This window comes from Haloferax sp. Atlit-109R (genome assembly GCF_003665865.1).
GTDB classification, from domain to species: domain Archaea; phylum Halobacteriota; class Halobacteria; order Halobacteriales; family Haloferacaceae; genus Haloferax; species Haloferax volcanii.
In genome coordinates this window covers 1-439 of the sequence record NZ_QPLO01000039.1, presented here as the reverse complement: position 1 = coordinate 439, position 439 = coordinate 1, and the positions used below count along the sequence as shown (strand labels likewise).

At 50.6% G+C, this 439-nt stretch carries 1 protein-coding gene; it reads right to left on the bottom strand.

Annotated features, from left to right (window positions below; all coding sequences use genetic code 11):
- The coding region (locus DVK03_RS19565; RefSeq protein ID WP_147440857.1) for a DDE-type integrase/transposase/recombinase at positions 1–439 on the bottom strand (439 nt) is incomplete at both ends.

The window sequence follows — 439 nt, the reverse complement described above, 5'->3', positions numbered from 1 at the left end:
CGAAGGCTTCGAGCCAGTTTTGAGCTGTCTCTAGCGCGACATTGCTAAAACTATTCGCAAACGATGATGTTCGTCGTTCTATTTCCCAAAAGACACGTTCGATGGCATTCCGATTTCCATGTTGAATGACATGAAATCGATAGCCGTCTTCAGCGAGAACTGATCCGAGATAGTCTGCGTCATCGACGAGAAATTCGACGTTGTTCAGCTGATAACGCCGGTGTAGCTCGGTCAGAAACCATCGTGTTGTCTGTTTATTTGCGGTTGGATAGAGGCTCACATGGAGGATTGCGTTCGTCTGTGGATCAACCGCGCCGTACAGCCAGAATTTCTGGCCGTGGAGGCGGATCATCTTCTCGTCAACCGCGAGTTGATCCTCGGAGACGGTCGAGATCGGCTGTAGATCGGCCTTATGTACCCAGTTATGGATCGCGACGTG